The sequence below is a fragment of the Aromatoleum diolicum genome (genome assembly GCF_012910955.1).
Classification (GTDB): Bacteria; Pseudomonadota; Gammaproteobacteria; order Burkholderiales; family Rhodocyclaceae; genus Aromatoleum; species Aromatoleum diolicum.
This window is the reverse complement of sequence record NZ_WTVQ01000005.1, coordinates 20,907-35,205: the sequence shown is the minus strand read 5'-3', so window position 1 is coordinate 35,205 and position 14,299 is coordinate 20,907. Positions and strand designations below refer to the sequence as shown.

At 62.9% G+C, this 14,299-nt stretch carries 13 protein-coding genes and 4 tRNA genes; 9 read left to right on the top strand and 8 right to left on the bottom strand.

Annotation, left to right across the window (positions count from 1 at the left end; translation table 11 throughout):
- Positions 1–28: 28 nt before the first annotated feature.
- Positions 29–505, bottom strand: a complete 477-nt coding sequence (locus GPA25_RS04315; RefSeq protein WP_169259134.1) for an outer membrane lipoprotein — start codon at positions 503–505, stop codon at positions 29–31.
- A 351-nt stretch (positions 506–856) separates the two neighbouring features.
- On the opposite strand from GPA25_RS04315, the gene GPA25_RS04310 reads away from it, so the two are divergent.
- A complete protein-coding gene (locus GPA25_RS04310; RefSeq protein ID WP_169259133.1) occupies positions 857–2,185 on the top strand; it encodes a cation:proton antiporter in 1,329 nt (442 codons plus the stop codon).
- Positions 2,186–2,224: 39 nt separating this feature from the next.
- Here the strand turns inward: GPA25_RS04310 and GPA25_RS04305 are convergent, their stop codons facing one another.
- A complete protein-coding gene (locus GPA25_RS04305) occupies positions 2,225–3,571 on the bottom strand; it encodes a hypothetical protein (protein WP_169259132.1) in 1,347 nt (448 codons plus the stop codon).
- A gap of 284 nt (positions 3,572–3,855) precedes the next feature.
- On the opposite strand from GPA25_RS04305, the gene GPA25_RS04300 reads away from it, so the two are divergent.
- From GPA25_RS04300 to GPA25_RS04275, 6 genes are all read left to right on the top strand, one after another.
- A complete protein-coding gene (locus GPA25_RS04300) occupies positions 3,856–4,638 on the top strand; it encodes a Crp/Fnr family transcriptional regulator (protein WP_169259131.1) in 783 nt (260 codons plus the stop codon).
- Positions 4,639–4,696: 58 nt separating this feature from the next.
- Complete coding sequence (locus GPA25_RS04295) at positions 4,697–5,431, top strand: Crp/Fnr family transcriptional regulator (protein ID WP_169259130.1); 735 nt, start codon at positions 4,697–4,699, stop codon at positions 5,429–5,431.
- A gap of 224 nt (positions 5,432–5,655) precedes the next feature.
- Positions 5,656–6,366, top strand: a complete 711-nt coding sequence (locus GPA25_RS04290; RefSeq protein ID WP_169259129.1) for a helix-turn-helix domain-containing protein — start codon at positions 5,656–5,658, stop codon at positions 6,364–6,366.
- 143 nt (positions 6,367–6,509) lie between these two features.
- Positions 6,510–7,100 carry a CDP-diacylglycerol--glycerol-3-phosphate 3-phosphatidyltransferase gene (gene pgsA, locus GPA25_RS04285; RefSeq protein WP_169259128.1) on the top strand — a complete coding sequence of 197 codons (591 nt, stop codon included), beginning with the start codon at positions 6,510–6,512 and terminating at the stop codon, positions 7,098–7,100.
- A gap of 47 nt (positions 7,101–7,147) precedes the next feature.
- Positions 7,148–7,232, top strand: a tRNA-Leu gene (locus GPA25_RS04280).
- A gap of 51 nt (positions 7,233–7,283) precedes the next feature.
- Positions 7,284–7,751 (top strand): DUF1178 family protein, encoded by a 468-nt coding sequence (locus GPA25_RS04275; RefSeq protein ID WP_169259127.1) that lies wholly within the window; start codon positions 7,284–7,286, stop codon positions 7,749–7,751.
- Between the two features lie 35 nt (positions 7,752–7,786).
- Here the strand turns inward: GPA25_RS04275 and GPA25_RS04270 are convergent, their stop codons facing one another.
- The 6 genes from GPA25_RS04270 to GPA25_RS04245 form a co-directional block, all read right to left on the bottom strand.
- Positions 7,787–9,007 carry an alkaline phosphatase family protein gene (locus tag GPA25_RS04270; protein WP_169259126.1) on the bottom strand — a complete coding sequence of 407 codons (1,221 nt, stop codon included), beginning with the start codon at positions 9,005–9,007 and terminating at the stop codon, positions 7,787–7,789.
- Between the two features lie 64 nt (positions 9,008–9,071).
- Positions 9,072–9,147: transfer RNA gene (locus GPA25_RS04265), tRNA-Gly, on the bottom strand.
- A 9-nt stretch (positions 9,148–9,156) separates the two neighbouring features.
- Positions 9,157–9,230: transfer RNA gene (locus GPA25_RS04260), tRNA-Cys, on the bottom strand.
- Between the two features lie 72 nt (positions 9,231–9,302).
- A tRNA-Gly gene (locus GPA25_RS04255) sits at positions 9,303–9,378 on the bottom strand.
- A gap of 118 nt (positions 9,379–9,496) precedes the next feature.
- A complete protein-coding gene (locus tag GPA25_RS04250; protein WP_169259125.1) occupies positions 9,497–11,497 on the bottom strand; it encodes a DEAD/DEAH box helicase in 2,001 nt (666 codons plus the stop codon).
- A 272-nt stretch (positions 11,498–11,769) separates the two neighbouring features.
- A complete protein-coding gene (locus GPA25_RS04245) occupies positions 11,770–12,576 on the bottom strand; it encodes an inositol monophosphatase family protein (protein ID WP_169259124.1) in 807 nt (268 codons plus the stop codon).
- 77 nt (positions 12,577–12,653) lie between these two features.
- Between GPA25_RS04245 and GPA25_RS04240 the strand changes: the two genes are divergently transcribed.
- Positions 12,654–13,382 carry an RNA methyltransferase gene (locus GPA25_RS04240; protein ID WP_169259123.1) on the top strand — a complete coding sequence of 243 codons (729 nt, stop codon included), beginning with the start codon at positions 12,654–12,656 and terminating at the stop codon, positions 13,380–13,382.
- 50 nt (positions 13,383–13,432) lie between these two features.
- Positions 13,433–14,200: a serine O-acetyltransferase gene (gene cysE / locus GPA25_RS04235; protein ID WP_169259122.1), complete on the top strand. Its 768-nt coding sequence runs from the start codon at positions 13,433–13,435 to the stop codon at positions 14,198–14,200.
- The last annotated feature ends 99 nt before the right edge of the window (positions 14,201–14,299 follow it).

Genomic DNA, 14,299 nt, shown 5'->3' with positions numbered 1-14,299 from the left:
CATTTCTCTTGGGAACCCGATGCTGCAATCAGTACCGCTGCAGGATCCCGTTGCGGATTCGCACCCGGTCGCCGACGCGGAAGCTGGTGTTGGTATTCACGATCATCGATTGATATGACCCGTCATCCATGCTGATCGTGACCTTGTATGCATCGTCCCGTGGCGCTTGTTGGCGGTTTTCCAGCTCGTGGCCGATATAGGCACCGCCCGCCGCGCCGATGACGGTTGCTGCCGTGTTGCCGCTTCCGGACCCGACCTGATTGCCGACGACACCCCCGACTACGGCGCCGGCGATGGTGCCCAAACCGATGCCACCGGCACGACCAGTGTTGTCTTGTTCCATCAGTTCAATCGACGACACCACACCATAGCCGGAGTAGACGTTTTCCGGATTGCTAACGCCGGAGCTGGGTCCGTAGGGCGAGGTGCTCGGGGTTGCGCACGCACCAAGCGTCAGCGCCGCAACGATTCCCAGCACCGATCCGAATTCATTCATCGCTTTCATGACAAACCTCCTGCCTGTTCTCAGTGGGTCGCGCCGGCCGATCTGGCCCCCGCGATCGTTACGATGAGCGCGTCCTTCTGCGTCTTGATGCTCATCAGATTGCCGACGTTCTGCACCCCTTGCGCCGCGCGCTTGAATTCAATTTGATTGCGCGGTTGGTTCGGGTCAGGCGGTCGAGCGTCACGCCGATAATCGCCCGACCCCTGAATTTTTTCCGTACGGTAGCGCTCATACGGCGAATGAGGCGTCGATCGCCGCTTCCTCCTCCGGGATGCTGTCCCCGGGCCGGACGACCCGCGCTTTGCGCGACAGCGCACGCAGGCAGCCGGGCAACTCGCGTATCTTTCTCTCATGACCTTTGCAATCTGGGCGCTCATCATCGGCGCGCTGCTTACCACGATGGCCCTGTCGGGCACGACGCTGCAGCGGCTGCCCCTGAGCACCGCCATGCTTTATCTGGCCGCCGGTTTCGGGCTCGGCCCCGCCGGCTGGGCTCTCCTGTCGCCCGATCCGCTGACCTATGCTGTCATCCTGGAAAGAGTGACCGAACTGGCGGTGCTCATCTCGCTGTTCGCCGTCGGTCTCAAGCTCGGTCTCCCCTTGGCGGACAAGGGCTGGCGTGTGACAGCGCGTCTCGCGTTCGTGTCGATGACGATCACGGTGGCGTTGATCGCAGCGATCGGTATGCTGGGTCTCGGCCTTTCGCTGGGCGCAGCAGTCCTGCTCGGAGCGATCCTCGCGCCCACCGACCCGGTTCTGGCCTCCGATGTCCAGGTGGTCGAGGCGGGCGATCGCGATCGCTTGCGCTTCAGCCTGTCGGGCGAGGGGGGCTTGAACGATGGCGCCGCCTTTCCCTTCGTGATGCTGGGACTCGGCCTGCTCGGTCTTCACGACCTGGGCACGGGCGGTTGGCGCTGGCTTGCCGTTGATGTGCTGTGGGCGATTGCCGGCGGTCTGCTGATCGGTGGCACGCTGGGTACGCTGATCGGGCGGCTGGTGGTCTATCTGCGCAGCCGCCACAAGGAGTCGGTCGGGTTCGACGAGTTCCTCACACTGGGACTCATCGCACTGGCCTACGGGCTAGCCGTGCTCAGCTACACGTATGGCTTCCTGGCCGTTTTCGCCGCAGGTCTCGCTCTGCAGCGAGTGAACGAACAGCCAGGGCGAATCTCCGATGCCGTTCTTTCTGAAACGGGTCTTCACGGCAGGCAGGCCGACGAGGTGCTAGCCACCCATGCGGAGTATGCCGGCGCCTACATGATGCAGGCAGTGCAGGGTTTCAACGAACAACTGGAGCGGATCGCGGAGGTGGCGGTCGTTCTGGTGGTCGGCGCGATGCTCTCGTACACCTACCTCCCCGCCAGCGCCGGCTGGTTTGTCCTGCTCTTGTTCCTGGTCGTGCGTCCCGTTTCGGTGTGGCTTGGATTGCTCGGCGCGCCGGTGTCACGTGATCAGCGCTTCCTGATTTCCTGGTTCGGCATCCGCGGCATCGGCTCGATCTACTACCTGATGTACGCAATCAACCATGGCCTGCCGCGCCCCCTGGCGGAGGAAATCCTCTCCCTCACGCTCACCGTGGTGGCCGTCTCCATCGTGCTTCACGGAATATCCGTGACGCCCTTGATGACTCACTATGCGCGGCACAAAGCGAGGCGCCAGGGAAGGCGAAAAGATGATTAGCCTCCCCGGCCCATGTGGCGCGTTTTGTCGCGGCAAAGACTAAAGCGACTTCAAGTACTCCACCAACTCGTTCTTCTCCTGTCCGGACAAGCCAAGGCGGAAGTGCGCGTCATAATGGTTCACAACATCACCCAGTGTCGCGAAGCGCCCGTCGTGGTAGAAGCCGCCCTTCGTGTGGGTCCACAGTCCCTTCAGCGGCGCGGTGCGGTAGCGCCTGTCGGGCGCCCGGTTGGCCTGGAAATCATCAATGCCGATTTCGTCGGCCGTATGCATGTTCCAGCCCGGTTCGGTATATGTCGGGGGAACATGGCAGCTCGCGCAACGCGCCCGGTTCGCGAAAATCTGCTTCCCGCGAGCGGCGGCGGCGGCATCGAAACTGCCTGCCGGTGCGGCGGGGGCAGGAATGGCGAGCTGGTAGAAATGCAGCGCCGGCAGTTTGGGGCTGATCAGATCCGGGTCGCTGCGTACATCGCCGAAGCCCGCGCGGGCGGCAACGGGAAACTGTATCGGGTCGTTCAGGCGCGGATCGAAGAACGTCCCCTTGCCGTGCATCTCCAGATTCGCGACGAAGGCATTCCAGTGCGTCACCGAACCCCAGCCGGTCCACGTGTGGAGGTTGACACCGGCCAGCCCGAACGCCGGCGGAATCAGCGTTGCGGCCGTCTTGCCATCGGGCCGGAAGCCCTTGCCGTCGAGGAACAGCTCGGCGTCGAACTTCCCAGGCCCCCAGGCAGTGACGACCTGGCGTACGGTCGTCTCGTCGACCTGGAGCAGCGCGGCCACGGTGCTCAGGTCCGGCGACAGGTTGATGATCGCGCCGACGTTGAGGTCGCGGTTCGCCCAGCCGTCGAGTCGACGGCCGATTCCCGGTGCGAGCGAGTTGTCCACCGCGGTGTGGCAGAGCGCGCACTGAATACCGATCGACCGCAAGGCGCGCGTCGCGTCAAAGAACCCGGTCACGCCGATCACCGCATTCAGGCGCAGCAACTCGACCGTGACGGCCGGGTCATCCAGATTCACCCGCCCGGCCTTCAGGTCGTCTACGAGCTTGCCCGGCAGGGCGTCCACATCGACCTTCAGCCCCACGCTCAACGCGGTCCGCGGGCTCACGCCCGGACCGACGCCGCCGAGCGCCGCGCCCTTGATCGCCTGATGCAGCTTCAGCGCATCGCCCCAGAAGGCCTCATCTCCAAAGGTATCGAAGCGGAAGGTCTCCCTTCCTTCGGCCAATGTCAGCTGGGCCCCTTTGTCGATCTCTTGGTCGAGTTTCTTGCCGGCCGGCACGGCGTCGTCCGACATGGCAATCCCTTGACCGGTCAGCGCGAGGGCTGCCAACACCGGGACCGCCAGAATGAATTTCCGATGACGTTTCATCACGTTCTCCATGCGAACATTTCAAGTTGTCGCGCCCATGCATTGCGGTGTGCCGCTGCCGTTGCGCCGCTGCCGGTTCAGCACTGACGTGCCGCGCAATCCCGGTCTGATGCGCCTCGGTCACCACCAATGCGATGCCGGTCCTTGCTCGCCTGGGGTGTCACGCCGATCCTCACTTCCTGCTGTGGGCCAATAAAATCTGCGCCGAATCCCATGCTCCGTCTGTACGCTGTCACACGCATTGCGAAGCGAAGTCCTATACTGAAAATGATTATTGGACGAGTGGAAGAATGTGCATGCCTGACTCTCATGACCCGCGTCAGAATCATCTTCTCGCAGCACTCCCCGCAGACGAATACGCGCGTCTCGCCCCTCATCTGGAACTGATCCCCATGCCGCTCGGCGAAGTCCTTTACGAGTCGGGGATTCAGATGCGTCACGTCTATTTTCCGACCGACTCGATCGTGTCCCTGCTGTATGTGATGGAAGATGGCGCCTCGGCCGAGATCGCCGTGGTCGGCAACGAGGGCATCGTCGGGGTCTCCCTGTTCATGGGCGGCGAAACGACACCCAGCCGGGCTCTCGTGCAAAGCGCAGGGCACGCCTACCGGCTGAAGGGGCAACTGCTCAAGGAGGAATTCGATCGTGCCGGCGGGCGGCGGTCCGGCGCATTGCATAACCTCTTGCTGCGCTACACCCAGGCGCTGCTTACCCAAATGGCGCAGACGGCGGTGTGCAACCGCCATCATTCTTTGGACCAGCAACTCTGCCGCTGGCTGCTGCTGAGCCTCGATCGCCTGTCGACGAACGAACTGGCCATGACTCAGGAACTGATCGCCAACATGCTCGGCGTGCGCCGCGAAGGGGTCACGGAGTCTGCCGGCAATCTGCAGAAGACCGGGCTGATCGAATATCGGCGTGGCCACATCACCGTGCTCGACCGGCCGGGGCTGGAAGCGCGCGCCTGTGAATGCTACGCGGTGGTCAAGAAGGAGTTCGATCGCCTGCTTCCGGCGGCAGGCGATCGAACTCCGGTGCCCGCTAGCGGCTTCGCCGCTTTCGTGCATGATCGTCCATAGTTGGATCGGTGCGCCTATACTGGAACGTCATGCCGATTCGATTTGTGGGAGATCGTACATGCCTTCCCCTCATGACCCCCGCCAGAACCAACTGCTTGCAAGCCTGCCGGAAGATGAATACGCACGCCTCCTGCCTAATCTGGAACTGATCACGGTGGAGCTCAGTGACGTGCTGCGCGAGTCGGGCGTACAGATGCACCACGTCTATTTCCCCATCGACTCGATCGTGTCGGTGCTCTATGTCCTGGAGGACGGCGCATCAGCCGGCGTCGCTGTGGTCGGCAACGAGGGGATCATCGGTGTTCCCTTGTTCATGGGCGGCGAAACGATGCCCGGCCGGGCCGTCGTGCTCAGCGCCGGGCACGCCTACCGCCTGAAAGCGGAACTGTTGAAGGAAGAATTCGATCGTGTTGGAGGGCGCCGTAAAGGCGCTCTGCATAACGTGTTGCTGCGTTATGCCCAGGTACGGTTAACCCAGATGGCACAGACGGCGGTTTGCAACCGGCATCATTCGCTGGACCAGCAACTCTGCACTTGGCTGCTGCTGAGCCTCGATCGCCTACCCTCGAACGAACTGATGTTGACGCACGAACTGATCGCCAACATGCTCGGGGTACGCCGCGAAGGGGTCACGGAAGCGGCCGGCAACCTGCAGCGGGCCGGCTTGATCGAGTACCAGCGCGGCCACATCACCGTGCTCGACCGGCCAGGCCTGGAAGCGCGCGCCTGTGAATGCTACGCCGTGGTCAGGGCGGAGTCCGATCGCCTGCTGCAGGGGAGCGCCGTCCAGTAATCCGGATGATCGGTTGCGCTCGCTCCCGATCCCCCGCCTGTACCAAACGCTTGGCGGGCACGTTCTGTGCGCTACCGCCCAGACAATCGCCGCGTGTCGCTCCAGTCTACGAAGGGTCCAACCAAGGGTAGCGGTTCGCCCTTGGCAAGCATTCGACAGCGGGAATTAATCATCAACTCTCCGTGTGCCGCTTGCCCGACCCCCTCATCATCAGGAGAGACCACGTGCGGTCGCCCAAGCCTGCCCCTGCAACCAATCGTCTGCTTGAGGCCCTGCCCGACAAAGACCGTCAGCATTTTCTGAGTGGCTGCGAGCCGGTAACGTTGGCATTTGGCGAAGTCCTGGCCGAACCCGGCGAGCCTATTCGCCACGTTTATTTCCCAACTGAAAGTTTCATTTCCCTGACCACCAAACCGATCGATGACTGCGCCAGCCTGGAGGTGGGGCTTGTTGGCGACGAAGGCATGGTTGGAAGTCCCCTTGTGCTCGGCGTGAATGTCTCGCTCTTGCACGCCGTGGTACAAGGTGCCGGCTCAGCGCTGCGCATGGATGCAGCGCTGTTTTGTCGTGAACTAGAAAAAAGTCGTGCACTGCGATGCGTGCTCAAGCGCTATCTCCATGTGGTAATGGGCCAACTCGCGCAAAATGCTGCCTGCACGCGCTTCCATGTCGTGGAAGAGCGCCTCGCCCGCTGGCTGCTGATGACGCAGGACCGGGCCCACTCGAACCAGTTTCATGCCACGCATGAATTCCTCGCCTACATGCTGGGCGTGCGCCGCGTCGGCGTCACCAAGGCGGCCACTGCGCTGCAACATCGCAACTTGATCAGCTACAGCCGCGGGAATGTCACGATTGTCGACCGCAGCGGCCTCGAAGCGGCCGCGTGCGGCTGCTACGCCACGGACAACGCGACTTACGCCAAGATGATGTGCTAGCGCGGCTGCGGCGCCATCCGCTCGATGCAAGCGATGGCCGTCCCGGCGGTCACGCAGCACCTCGGTGACCTGCGAATTGGAAGAACGGATATACAATGTGTTGCATTGACGCGCGTTCCAGCACGTCCCCGCGGCCTCCTTCAATGCTGATCAACATTCCGAATTCCCTGACCTGGGCGCGTATCGCGCTGATTCCGATGTTTGTCGGCGTTTTTTATTTTCCCGATGCCTGGCTCGAATCGCAGGAGAAAAATCTCGCTGCGACCCTCATTTTCGTCGTCGCGGCGGTGACCGACTGGTTCGACGGTTACCTGGCACGCGCCCTGAATCAGACCTCGGCCTTCGGTGCTTTCCTCGACCCTGTAGCGGACAAGTTGATGGTCGCGGCAGCGCTGATCCTGCTTGTCCAGCTTGCGCGCGTGGACGCGATCATCGCGGTCGTCATCATCGGGCGGGAAATCACGATTTCGGCTTTGCGGGAATGGATGGCACGAGTCGGGGAATCCGCCGGTGTTGCCGTCGCCTTCGTCGGCAAGCTCAAGACGGCGGCGCAGATGACTGCGATCCCGCTGCTGCTCTACAACGCGCCACTGTGGTCGGTGGACATGCGAGTGGTCGGTGACGTGCTGATTTATGTCGCAGCCGCACTGACGCTGTGGTCTATGGGCTACTACCTGCATCGTGCGATGCCGCGGCTCGCGCAGCACGAGCGCAAGTCGCGACACGTCGGCTGATGCTGTGCAGGTCTGGCTGCACGGAGTAGAATGCGCAGCCCTCCGGGGCCGGGGTGGTGAAATCGGTAGACACAGCAGACTTAAAATCTGCCGCCTTTGGGCGTACGGGTTCGAGTCCCGTTCCCGGTACCAGCGCCGCCCGCAATGCGGCGCCCATGTTGTTGTCACCGTCCGGAATTCAAGGTGATCGTTCTCAATCTCAGCTGTGACCGTGAGCATCTGTTCGAGGGCTGGTTTGCCTCGTCGGATGCATTCGAGGTGCAGCAGGAGCGCGGTCAACTGTCCTGTCCGACATGCGGTTCGTCGGTGATCACGCGGCGACCCAGCGCGCCATATGTGAACACCGGCGCCGCAGCGCCCGCGCCGGCCGCTCCCGGCGCGGCGCAGTCCTCCTCGCCGGTTGCCAGCCCAACGGAGCCCGGTACGGCCCCCACGCCGGAAGTCCTGGCGACTGCGCTGGCCATGTTGCGGCGCATCGGCAAGGCATCGGAGGACGTCGGTGAGCGCTTCGCCGAGGAAGCGCGCCGCATTCATTATGGCGACAGTGAGGCGCGCAACATCAAGGGGCAGGCGACCCGTGACGACGTCGGCGAACTGATCGACGAGGGCATCATGGTCTTGCCGCTACCGGCTGACGAGGACCTTCACTGAGGCGCCTGCCGAACTGTCGGTGAACCGAGCGTGGTTCAGCAACGGGCGCAGATCAGCGGCACCCACATCTCTTCGGGCGACAGCCCGCCGTGTACCCCGATCATCGAGTGGCGGTGTTCGCCCGGTACGTGGTCGCAGATTGTCCATCCGGACTCCATCAGCAGCGTGTGGCTGCCGATGCGCTCGCTCAGGCGGCGATGCGCCTTCCCCGGACCCAGCAGGCCACTTTCAAACAGATCCTGCGAGCGGATCAGCACCGCCTTGCCGGCGAGCACCTCGTCGGCAAACGCCTGGAAATCCCCTTCCGCACCGGCACGTACCGCGCAGAATGCCGCCCGCCGCTCGCCGAACAGGGGCGCGCTGAGAAGCCTTCGCACTGCAGGATAAGCGTCGAGGTGGACCTGCTGTTCCGGCGGAGAATCGATGAAGCCGTGATCGGCGCTCACGACCACGTCCGTGCCACTACCGCGCAGGCGCTCGAGGAGTTGCGCGAAAGCCGTATCGATTCGGCGGAACTGTGCGACGACTTCGTCCGCGGTGCAGCCATGAGTGTGGCTGAGCGCATCGAAAACCGGGTAATAGGCATGCACATATCCGCCCTTGCCATCGATGGCGCCTAGCGCAGTAACGATCGCGTCGTTCATGCCCTGGATGCCACGGTAGGGCAGTACCTGTGCGCCCCGGCTGTGGCGGAAAGAGTAGGGTGAATAGGCGAGGTTCTCGGGGGATACGAAAATCGAGCTGCGTTTGCGACGCTGGAACAGCGTGCGATAGGGGAACAGGCGTGGCAGTGCCAGTGGGCCACGCACGGGGCCACCCGCTCTCCTGATCATCGGTAGTGGTGCGATCACGCCGCCGAAACGCCGGTCGTGGATGAACCAGCCGGTCAATCCATGCGTTGTCGGGGCCAGGCCGGTGAGGGTGGTCGTCACGGCGCTTGCCGTGGTGCTCGGAAATACCGAGGTAAGTCGTCGCTGGCGGTGGGCCAGCAGCGTGCTGCCGGCCCCGAAGCGTTGCAGAAAGGTATCGCCGAGGCCATCGATGAGGATGAACACGAGCTTCCGCGTCGGCCGGTGTTCACGCGTGTCGTCATTACTGGACGTGCCGGGTGAGCACCAGGGCTTGCCATCCAGATAGTCGCGGATTGTCGCGACCAGGCCGTACAGGCCGTCGCTACCGTAATCCGGTATTACGGCGTTGCGTGGCAGCGGGATCGGCGTGTTGCGTGGGGCGGGGGGTTTGCGTAGGCCGAACATGACGAAGCGTGTGCCGAAAGACAAAGAGGGAAGGTGCGCCAGCACCTTCCCTCTTGTCAATTTCTGGAGCGGGAAACGAGTCTCGAACTCGCGACCTCAACCTTGGCAAGGTTGCGCTCTACCAACTGAGCTATTCCCGCGTTTGCTTCTGGAGGCGCGAACCGGAATCGAACCGATGTACACGGCTTTGCAGGCCGCTGCATAACCACTCTGCCATCGCGCCAATCTGCCTGGCCTGCCTTCCCGATACGCCTCGATCGGGTGGAAAGACTCTAATTCATCTCTCCAGGTGTTCTGGAGCGGGAAACGAGTCTCGAACTCGCGACCTCAACCTTGGCAAGGTTGCGCTCTACCAACTGAGCTATTCCCGCTGAAAGACCGCCATTATAGTTTGAGTTTTTTGTCTGTCAAGCACTTCAGCAAAAGCTGCATCACATATTCCAAACCGGCATTTCGCATCTGTGCGAAGCCGCAGGATGTGCCGGACGCTTAACGATCGCGCGGTGCCTTTTTCTTGCCCGGCTTGAATCCGGTGCCGGTGTCGCTGCGGCGCTCGCCCTGAAAAGGTTTCGCGGGAAAAGGCCTGCCGGCGGCGGGTTTGCCTGCGGGCTTGTCCCACGGTCTGGCCGAAGGTTTGCCGGGGGGCTGATCCGGGCGTCCGGCGTGATCCGGGCGTCCACCGGGTCGGGCACCAGGGCGCGCGCCGGCACCGGGACGGACGCGTGCTGCGTCACGTTTCGCTTCTTCGGCATCGAGCGGGCGGATGTTCAGTTGATGCTGGCGCACGCGAACCCGCCGCAGGATGTCGAGGACGTCGTGTGGCAACCCGCTCGGCAGTTCGACCGTGCTGTAATCCTCGTACAGGTTGATCTGGCCGATGTAGCGGCTTTCGATGCCCGCTTCGTTGGCGATGGCGCCGACGATGTCTTTGGGGGTGGCCTGCTGGTTGCGACCGACTTCGATGCGGTAGCGCTGCAGGTTGCCGTCCGAAAACTCGCGCCGACGTTCGAGAATAGCGTCGCGGTTTTCGCGCGGGGGGCGCTCGGCACGCGATTCAAGACGTGAATCGGGACGTGAATCGGGACGTGAATCGGGACGTGAATCGGGACGTGAATCGGGACGTGAATCGGGGCGCGCGAAGGTCTGGCGCGCGATGTCGGGGCCGCCGGAGTTCGGCAGCTGAAGCGGGCGCTCGCGCTGGGCGAGGAACGCGAGTGCCGCCGCGATGTCGTGAAGGTCGGCGTCGTGACTCGATTCCATGCCCGCGACGACATCGTGGAAGAAGGTGAGATCTTCGGATTCGAGCACCGAGGCGACCTGCTGGCGAAACGCTGTGACGCGCTTGTCGGCGACGGCTTCTCGCGACGGCAGTTGCAGCGCTTCGATCGGCTGGCGTGTCGCGCGCTCGATGACCTTGAGCATGCGCATTTCGCGCGGCGCGACAAACAGGATCGCGCTGCCGGTGCGGCCGGCACGTCCGGTGCGGCCGATGCGGTGAACGTAGGCTTCGGTGTCGTAGGGGATGTCGTAGTTGATGACGTGACTGATGCGCGGGACGTCGAGGCCGCGCGCCGCAACGTCGGTGGCGACGACAATGTCGAGCGCGCCGCCCTTCAATTGTTCGATCACGCGTTCGCGCAGCTGCTGGGTCATGTCGCCATTCAGTGCGGCGGCGGCATAGCCGCGCGCTTCGAGCTTGTCGGCAAGCTCTACAGTGGCCGTCTTGGTGCGCACAAAGACGATCGCGGCATCGAATTCCTCTTCCACCTCGAGGATGCGGGTCAGGGCGTCGAGTTTGTGGGCGACGCTGATTTGGCAGAAACGCTGGCGGATCGCGGCGACCGTGGTGGTGCTGGCCTTGATCTTGACCTCGTGCGGATCGCGCAGATACCGATGGGCCACGCGACGAATGGCGTCCGGCATCGTCGCCGAAAATAGCGCGGTCTGGCGGTCGGCCGGCGCGTGCTGGAGGATCCATTCGACATCGTCGATGAAACCCATGCGCAGCATCTCGTCGCCTTCGTCGAGTACCAGGGTCTTGAGGCTGTCGAGCGTCAGGCTCTTGCGCTCGAGGTGGTCCATGACGCGCCCCGGCGTGCCGACGATGACGTGCGCGCCGCGGTTCAGCTGGCGCAGCTGCACGACCATGCTCTGGCCGCCATAGATGGGCAGTACATGAAATCCGGGCAGGTTCTTTGCATAGCGCTGGAAGGCTTCGGCGACCTGGATCGCGAGTTCGCGCGTCGGCGTCAGTACCAGCACCTGCGGGTTCTTGACGCTCAGGTCGAGGCGGTTCAACAAGGGCAGCGCGAAGGCGGCCGTCTTGCCGGTGCCGGTCTGGGCCTCACCTAGAAGGTCGTGGCCCGCCAGCAGGTGCGGGATGCACGCCGCCTGGATCGGTGAGGGCGTTTCGTAGCCGATCTCGGACAGGGCTTCGAGCAACGGTGCACGGAGTTCGAGCTGATCGAAGGTTTCGATGGATGAGGTCATGAGAGCCGAGGGAAGTGCAGAGTAGGGGGACGCCCGGGCGCCGCATTCGGGCGGCGCGCGTCGTGCTTGATCCGCCATCCTACCGAATTCGGGGGGCGGCTGCTCGCATCAATTGCGCAGGGTGAATGGCGTTTGCCGCTGTTATGTAAGCGATTTGTGCCGCAGTTTGCGTGCGCAGGATCGTCAGGTGCCCGGTCGCGCGGCCGGAGGATCGCAGGAGTGGACGGGGCAGGTGGGCGCTCGGGGAGGTTTCCGATGCGCCCCCGCCGACTTCAGGCGCGCAGTGCCGCAGTGCGGTGAGACTGGATGATCGGGAGCAACTGGCCGAACACCTTCGGGGTGCCGGCGACGACGTTGCCGGTTTCCATGTAGGTGCCTTCGCCGGCCAGATCGCTGACCAGACCGCCCGCTTCCTGGATCATCAGTACGCCGGCCGCCATGTCCCACGGCTGCAGACCCAGTTCCCAGAACCCGTCGAGGCGCGCGCAAGCGACGTAGGCGAGATCGAGCGCTGCTGCGCCGGGGCGTCGGATGCCGGCGGTTTTCTGGGTCAGATCCTTGAACATCGCCAGATAGGCGTCGACATTGTCGAATTCACGGAACGGGAATCCGGTGCCGATCAGCGATTCATTCAGACGGATGCGCTTGGAGACACGAATGCGGCGGTCGTTGAGGAAGGCGCCGCGACCCTTGGTGGCGGTAAACAACTCGTTGCGCGTCGGATCGTAAATCACCGCCTGTTCGAGTACCTTGTTTTTTGCCAGTGCAATCGAAATCGCATACTGCGGAAAGCCGTGGAGGAAGTTGGTGGTGCCGTCGAGCGGGTCGATGATCCACTGATATTCGCAGTTCTCGGCCGCAGCAGACTCGCCCGACTCCTCTGCTAGAATGCCGTGGTCCGGGTAGGCCTCACGCAGCACTTCGATGATGGCGGCCTCGGCGGCCTGGTCAACTTCGCTGACGAAATCGTTGGGAGACTTGGCCTGGACGCTGAGTTGGTCCAGTTGCATCGAAGCGCGGTTGATAATGGTGCCCGCGCGGCGGGCGGCTTTCACTGCGATGTTCAGGGTGGGATGCATGCGCGTCGGTCTCGCTGGAGTCAGGTGCCCGGAAGGGCTCCGCTCAATAAAATTCAAATAAAACACATGATTTTAATATGAATGGCGCCATCGCGCTTGACCGTATCCGTATCGTACTTTCCCGTACCAGCCATCCGGGCAACATCGGCGCCGCTGCGCGTGCGATGAAGACGATGGGGCTGAGCCGCCTGTATCTTGTCGATCCGGCTTGCTTTCCCGATCCCGTGGCCGACGCGCGCGCGTCGGGTGCGGGCGATCTGCTGGCGAATGCGCGAGTCGTCGGCTCGCTTGAAGAAGCGCTCGAAGGCACGGTCCTGTCAGCTGCCGTGACGGCACGCCGGCGCGAACGCTCGGTAGCGGTGCGTGGCGCTCGCGAGGCCGCGCCGGAACTCGTCGCGTTTGCCGGGCAGGGCGAGGTTGCATTGGTGTTCGGCACCGAAACCAGCGGGCTGACCAACGAGGATGTCGCCTTGTGCTCGATGCCGGTGTCGATCCCCGCGAATCCGGCCTTCTCGTCTCTGAATCTCGGTGCGGCGGTGCAACTGCTGTGCTATGAGCTGCGGATGGCGGCGCTGTCGCCGCCGCCGCCGGCCGAGCCCTTGCCGGACCTGGCAAGTTTTGACGAAATCGAGGGCTTTCATCGCCATCTGCAAGAGGCGATGACCGTCAGCGGATTTTATGATCCCGCCAATCCCAAGCGCTTGCTGCAGCGTATCCGGCGTCTATTCGGCCGGATCCGGCTGGAAAAGGAGGAGGTGAATATCCTCCGCGGCATCATTAGTGCGTTTGAACGTAAAGCTGACTAAAATAGTCGGAAATTAACGACGGCAACCATGCCTCCTGGAGTAGAGCATCCATGTTCAGCCGCCTGCGCGAAGATTTGGCCAGCGTTCGCGAACGCGACCCCGCCGCCCGCTCGACCTGGGAGGTGCTGACCTGTTATCCGGGGGTGCATGCGCTGTTCCTGCATCGCATTGCGCACGTCGCATGGAATAGGGGTTTCTATTGGCTGGGACGCTTCGTCAGCCATGTCGGGCGTTTTTTGACTGGTATCGAGATTCATCCCGGTGCAACGATCGGTCGGCGGGTGTTCATCGATCACGGCATGGGCGTCGTGATCGGTGAAACGGCTGAAATTGGTGACGACTGCACCATCTATCAGGCCGTGACGCTTGGTGGAACCTCGCTGTACCGTGGCACCAAGCGCCACCCGACACTGGGCAAGGGGGTTGTGGTCGGTGCGGGGGCCAAGGTGCTCGGTGGTTTCACGGTCGGCGATGGCGCGCGTATCGGCTCCAATGCCGTCGTGGTGAAGCCGGTGCCCGCTGGTGCCACTGCAGTCGGCAATCCGGCGCGTGTCATCGATCCCGAACGCGACGGTGCGCGTGATCAGGCGCGCGAGCAGAAGGCCGAGCAGATGGGCTTTTCCGCCTACGGCGTGACGAAGCAGATGGACGACCCGCTTGCCAAGGCGATGCATGGCCTGCTTGATCATGCCGTGGAAACCGATCGTCGTATTCAGATGCTGATCGAGCGCTTCGAAAAGGCCGGTTTCATACTCGATGCGACGATCGAAAAGAGCGATGAATTCGACGCTCAGCGGTTGTCGAAAATGGTGGATTGATTGGCTTCCGAGTAGTTGACCGATTTTGTCGGGTTACGTATAGTTGAGCGAAACGTTCGGGTATTCCCCCGGACGGCAAACTCCGCGCTACGAGGAGCC

Bases quoted from the DNA above. Each gene is read 5' to 3' on its own strand.
- GPA25_RS04315 (WP_169259134.1), bottom strand. From the start codon at position 505: ATGAAAGCGATGAATGAATTCGGATCGGTGCTGGGAATCGTTGCGGCG.
- GPA25_RS04310 (WP_169259133.1), top strand. From the start codon at position 857: ATGACCTTTGCAATCTGGGCGCTCATCATCGGCGCGCTGCTTACCACG.
- GPA25_RS04305 (WP_169259132.1), bottom strand. From the start codon at position 3,571: ATGGAGAACGTGATGAAACGTCATCGGAAATTCATTCTGGCGGTCCCG.
- GPA25_RS04300 (WP_169259131.1), top strand. From the start codon at position 3,856: ATGCCTGACTCTCATGACCCGCGTCAGAATCATCTTCTCGCAGCACTC.
- GPA25_RS04295 (WP_169259130.1), top strand. From the start codon at position 4,697: ATGCCTTCCCCTCATGACCCCCGCCAGAACCAACTGCTTGCAAGCCTG.
- pgsA (WP_169259128.1), top strand. From the start codon at position 6,510: ATGCTGATCAACATTCCGAATTCCCTGACCTGGGCGCGTATCGCGCTG.
- GPA25_RS04270 (WP_169259126.1), bottom strand. From the start codon at position 9,007: ATGTTCGGCCTACGCAAACCCCCCGCCCCACGCAACACGCCGATCCCG.
- GPA25_RS04250 (WP_169259125.1), bottom strand. From the start codon at position 11,497: ATGACCTCATCCATCGAAACCTTCGATCAGCTCGAACTCCGTGCACCG.
- GPA25_RS04245 (WP_169259124.1), bottom strand. From the start codon at position 12,576: ATGCATCCCACCCTGAACATCGCAGTGAAAGCCGCCCGCCGCGCGGGC.
- GPA25_RS04240 (WP_169259123.1), top strand. From the start codon at position 12,654: ATGAATGGCGCCATCGCGCTTGACCGTATCCGTATCGTACTTTCCCGT.
- cysE (WP_169259122.1), top strand. From the start codon at position 13,433: ATGTTCAGCCGCCTGCGCGAAGATTTGGCCAGCGTTCGCGAACGCGAC.